Origin of the sequence: Mesorhizobium sp. M7A.F.Ca.CA.002.04.1.1 (assembly GCF_004022805.1) — a bacterium.
Classification (GTDB): domain Bacteria; phylum Pseudomonadota; class Alphaproteobacteria; order Rhizobiales; family Rhizobiaceae; genus Mesorhizobium; species Mesorhizobium ciceri.
Map to the genome: position 1 here is coordinate 1 of NZ_RZPL01000366.1, position 5,524 is coordinate 5,524.

Below are 5,524 nucleotides of genomic sequence, written 5' to 3' on the forward strand. Positions count from 1 at the left end.
GCCGGCCGGCAGCGTCACCTCGTCGAGCACGATCTTGCCGTGGTAGGCTCCGGTGCCGACATTGGTGACCCTGATGGTGAAGTCGCAGCCGCCGCCCATCGTGCAACGCGTCACGTCGGCGCGTTTCTCGACCTTGAGGTCCGGCTCCTTGTCCCTGGGCGGGCACCTCTGGTCACGCGGGATGACGATGTCGATCGTCTGCGTGCAGCACAGGCCCCAGCCTTCCTTCGGACCGGCATAGGTTTCGATGCCGGTGACGATGAGGTGGATGACGTCGCCGGGCGAGGCACCGACGATCTTCCAGTTGAGCACACCGCCGCCCGCCGGCACCAATTGGGTATCGGGGATGATGTTGATGCCGGGCGTGCTCGTCGACACCTGCACCCACTTGCCGCCCATCTCCGGGCCGACCGGCATGTGATAGATGAAGGCGCCGCCGCCGGGCACGCAGTCGACCGTACCGCGTTCCACCTTGAAGCATTCCTTGCCGGGAGGTGGCGGTGGCGGATTGCACTTGGTGACGTCGATCTTGATCGAGGTCTTCACGCCGGTCTTGAAGTCACCGTCGTCGGGCTTGCTCGGATCCTGCGATGGGATGATGGTCCCGGTGCCCGGTCCGGCCGTCACCTTGATCATGCCCTGGTTGTCGACGATCGTCGGCGCGGGAAATGCCGCACGATCGATCTTGGCCGTGATCGCGAAGTTGATCACACGCTCGTTGGCAGCGCCGACGCCGTCGACATCGGACGTGGAGATGCGGAAATCGGAAACCGTGGCAGTATCGTTCGGATTTGCCGAAGTGCTGATCGTTGCACCCGGCAGTGGTCCGCCGGACGAATCCGTGCCGTCGCCGGACACGTTGACGTTGATGATCGCAAGGCCGTGCGGAAGCTGGTCCTTGAAGTCGATCCTGACCTTCTTCAGCCTGGCCTCGAGGCTCGGGTCGGCAAGGCCCTGCGGATCGCCGCGCAAGCCGAAGCTCAGCGAGTAGACGACGTAATCGCAGCCTCTTTGAACGCCTGTCTTGGTGAAGAAAGGCACCACCTGGTCAGGCCTCGGAGTGACGACGCGCGAACTGTCGAGATCGAGCTTCAGCTCCGGGGTGATCGAGGCAGCGTCTTCTGCAAAGCCTTGCACCGGGGTGAACGTGGCGACCGCGATACCGGCCGCCATCAGCCAGCGCGCGCCGCGCCTGGCGTATGACAGGGGTTTCATGATCGTCTCCATGACGGTTGTTTGGGCGTTCGTTGCGAGCGGGGAGAGTGCGAGATTTTTCATCTTCCCCTCCTCAACGTTCGCAGCTGGCGGCTGGGGTTCTGAGCGGCAAAGTCATCTTGCAGCAAGGGTAATAGCCACCCTTGTCCTTGTCGGACTTCCTGTAGAAGCAGAGCCCGACATCGACTGTGTCGCCCGGATAGTGGCCGGTGATGTCGATCGTGTAGGGCTTGCCGGGCGCATGCGACTGGGATGATGTCACCCCGACGCCTGGCGTCCTGGACTGGACCTTGATCGAATCGCCGCCGAAGCCGGCATGGTCATGGAGATAGAGATCGGCCTCGAGGCCGGAAGGCGTGCAGTAATACTGGACGTCGTCGACGTCGAGACATGGAGGCAGGTTGCCGGGTGGTGGGAAATCCGGCGGGTAGAAGGGGGGCAGGTAGCCGCCCGGGATTTCCTCGTAATAGCCGGCGCGGCCCTCGCAAGGGTGCCAGACGGCAACATCGCCGACATGGCCCTCGACCTCCGGGTCTTCGAAATAACCGTCGAAGTCGACGAACCATGAGCCGAAGGGCGGCACATTGGCCGGCTTGACCAGCTCTTTCGGCGTGATCTGCACACCGTGTACGGCCAGCGGCCCGCCGGCTGCGAGCTGTTCGGCGAGTGAAGGATTGTCGCGCAGCTTGTCGCCCGTGTTGACCAGCGTCTGCGTGCAGACGGAGCTGTCGAGATTGCCGTCGGCATCATAGCCATATTGCAGATCAAGACCGCCGGCCGACTGCCGGTTGCCTTGGGGGAAGCCGACCGCATATTCCTGCGGCACTTCGACCCAGACCGATTCCGTTTCCGGATCGTCCGGGTTCTCCCGGAAGTAGCGGATGACCTCGCCTTTACCGGAATCGGCGAACTGGCCGTAATCGTAACGGTTTTCGACCGGACCGCGCTGGGCCAGGTACATGAAGCCGCTGTTGTCGAAGGCGATGTCGGTGACGGCGTAGTCCTTGTCGGCCCTGACCGTCAGTTCCCAGCGCGGGTCACCGGCAAAACTGCCGTCGCGGGCGATGCCCACCGACCAGATTTCCGACTTTTCGCCGACCGAATAGTAGAGCCGGCCGCCATGGTAGGAGACACCCCAGACGCGGCGCTCGTCCTGCGTGTAGCCCCAGCTGTCGGGGTCTTCGCTATCGAAGGCGGCACCTTGTATGTCCATCACCGAACCATCGTCGGCGACGGGAGCGAGCCCATGCGTGGGCCGGCCGGCAACGCCGTGATCGAAGCTGTCGATCAGTCTGCCTTCGGCGTCGATGCGATGGATCAGGCCGGTGTCGAGATCGGACGCAAAGAACTCGCGGTGAGTGGCGTCGAAAGTGAGATTGCCGATGCCGGGACCGCTGTTGGTGTCGATGTCGGCGAATTTGGAGACCTGGCCGGTGATGCCGTCGATCTTCCAGACGGTGCCCGGCCCGCCACCGTTTTCGGTGCCGAACTGGCCATCCATGAAGGTGGCGCCGGCAGCGCCGCGGCGCTGCCTCTCGGGGCGGCCGTCATCGTCGGCATCCGGGGTGACGATACGGATGCCGTGCAGCGAGGTGGCGCCGGCATAGAGATTGGGAATGCCCGATGGAACGCCGTCGCGCACGCCGTCATCATAGGTGACGCCGAACACCTGGCCGATCTGCTCCGCCGTCACCTCGAAGGGCGGCGGCGTGTTGACCAGCTGGCCGGAGGCTGGGCCGCCCAGATGCGAAACGTCGAACACGCGCAAGGTGGCGCGCGTGGGGTCGATGAAGGTTTCGTCGACCGGATCGACGCCGGGCGGCAGGCCCTCTTTTTCGGAATCAGGGGGGTCGAAATTGGGAATGATGGTGCCGGAGAATCCGGTCACCGCCATCGAGCCGGGATAGATGATCCGGGTTTCCTGCGCCTGCGCGGCGCCCAGCCACAGGCCGAGTGCCAGCGCCAGCAACCCGCCTGGATGCACAGCACGGCGCAAGCCGCCATCAAGAGACGACACGAACGAGCCGCGGATGCGAGACATGACACTACCCCCCGTAGTCGACGGGAGAACGTCGGGGCTGGCCGCGCAAATCAGGGCAAGGCGCGGCGGTCCGGCTCGTTCTTCCCTGATCGAATTGTCTGCTTTCCTCAAGACGACGATACGCCTGGTCTTACGCAGGGTCAACGGAATCAGCGGAAAGCCCAGCGCATCGACCCCGTCCCGAAGGCGGTGGTCGCGCCGAGCTCCTGTTGTTCCCGGAGACCGCAGAGCCTCTGGGTTATTGGTCATGGGGGCTTCCTTTCCGGGCCGCACCATGCGGCACCTAGAGATCAGTCGCGGGCGGAGATGGAAAGGTTCATGGAAGGCCTGCGCAGAATGCTTGCGCGCGATGCCGCCTGTTCTTATATACGCGCCAAGCCGTTCGGCGCCGGAATGCCGGTTGCCGGAACGGGATTTCTTGTGAACAGGGGCTTTCGTCGGAACGCCTGTACGGGTCCTGAGAGCCTGCTTAGCGGAGAGACTAGAGAAATGGCAAAAGTAATCGGTATCGATCTCGGCACCACCAACTCCTGCATCGCCATCATGGATGGCAAGGAGCCCAAGGTAATCGAGAATGCGGAAGGCGCGCGCACGACGCCTTCCATCGTCGCCATCTCGGGCGACGACGAACGTCTGGTCGGCCAGCCGGCCAAGCGCCAGGCGGTCACCAATCCTGAAAACACCATCTTCGCGGTCAAGCGCCTGATCGGCCGCCGCTATGACGATCCGGTGACGGAGAAGGACAAGAAGCTTGTCCCCTACAAGATCGTCAAGGGCGACAATGGCGATGCCTGGGTCGAAGCCGGCGGCAGGAAGCAGTCGCCCTCGCAGATTTCGGCCATGATCCTGCAGAAGATGAAGGAGACGGCGGAAGCCTATCTCGGCGAAAAGGTCGAGAAGGCGGTCATCACCGTTCCGGCCTATTTCAACGACGCCCAGCGCCAGGCGACCAAGGATGCCGGCAAGATCGCCGGCCTTGAAGTGCTGCGCATCATCAACGAGCCGACCGCGGCAGCGCTTGCCTATGGCCTCGACAAGAAGGAAGGCAAGACCATTGCCGTCTATGACCTTGGCGGCGGCACGTTCGACATTTCGGTGCTCGAAATCGGCGATGGCGTGTTCGAGGTCAAGTCGACCAATGGCGACACCTTCCTCGGCGGCGAGGATTTCGACATGCGCCTGGTCGAATACCTGGCGGCCGAGTTCAAGAAGGAACAGGGCATCGACCTGAAGAACGATAAGCTTGCCCTGCAGCGCCTCAAGGAGGCGGCTGAAAAGGCCAAGATCGAGCTGTCGTCGACCACCCAGACCGAAATCAACCTGCCCTTCATCACCGCCGACGCGACCGGGCCGAAGCACCTGACGCTGAAGCTGACGCGCGCCAAGTTCGAGCAGCTGGTCGACGACCTCGTCCAGCGCACGATTGCCCCTTGCAAGGCGGCGTTGAAGGATGCCGGCCTGAAGGCGGGCGAGATCGACGAAGTCGTTCTGGTCGGCGGCATGACCCGCATGCCCAAGATCCAGGAAATCGTGAAGCAGTTCTTCGGCAAGGAGCCGCACAAGGGCGTCAATCCGGATGAGGTCGTCGCTCTCGGCGCCGCCATCCAGGCCGGCGTGCTGCAGGGCGACGTCAAGGACGTGCTGTTGCTCGACGTGACGCCGCTGTCGCTCGGCATCGAGACGCTGGGTGGCGTGTTCACCCGCCTGATCGAACGCAACACGACGATCCCGACCAAGAAGAGCCAGGTGTTCTCGACGGCCGAGGACTCACAGTCGGCAGTGACCATCCGGGTCTTCCAGGGTGAGCGCGAAATGGCCGCCGACAACAAGGCGCTCGGCCAGTTCGACCTGGTCGGCATTCCGCCGGCGCCGCGCGGCGTACCGCAGATCGAGGTCACCTTCGACATCGACGCCAACGGCATCGTCAACGTTTCGGCCAAGGACAAGGGCACCGGCAAGGAGCACCAGATCCGCATCCAGGCATCGGGTGGTCTTTCGGACGCCGACATCGAGAAGATGGTCAAGGACGCCGAGGCCAATGCCGAGACCGACAAGAAGCGGCGTGCGCTGGTCGAGGCCCGCAACCAGGCCGAAGCGCTGCTGCATTCCTCGGAGAAGTCGCTGAAGGAATATGGCGACAAGGTTTCGGAAGGCGAGCGCACGGCGATCTCCGACGCGATCGCGGCGCTGAAGACCGCGACCGAAGGCGACGACGCGGCCGACATCGAAGCCAAGTGCCAGGCGCTGGCCGAGGCTTCTATGAAGCTT

The 5,524-nt window shown here is 63.5% G+C and carries 2 protein-coding genes and 1 pseudogene; 1 reads left to right on the plus strand and 2 read right to left on the minus strand.

What is annotated here, in order from left to right; genetic code table 11:
• Together ENZ75_RS19120 and ENZ75_RS19125 are read right to left on the minus strand one after the other, a co-directional pair.
• Window positions 1-1,278 (minus strand): annotated as a pseudogene (locus ENZ75_RS19120) (hypothetical protein); the annotation flags it as partial.
• A gap of 10 nt (window positions 1,279-1,288) precedes the next feature.
• Complete coding sequence (locus ENZ75_RS19125) at window positions 1,289-3,532, minus strand: hypothetical protein (RefSeq protein WP_063169677.1); 2,244 nt, start codon at window positions 3,530-3,532, stop codon at window positions 1,289-1,291.
• Window positions 3,533-3,745: 213 nt separating this feature from the next.
• Here ENZ75_RS19125 and dnaK point away from each other — a divergent pair.
• Window positions 3,746-5,524: molecular chaperone DnaK (gene dnaK, locus ENZ75_RS19130; protein ID WP_128278245.1), on the plus strand; the 1,779-nt coding region annotated here is incomplete at its 3' end.

What these genes read in the sequence shown, in the direction of transcription:
- ENZ75_RS19125 (WP_063169677.1), bottom strand. Translation starts at nt 3,532, where the DNA reads ATGGTGCGGCCCGGAAAGGAAGCCCCCATGACCAATAACCCAGAGGCT.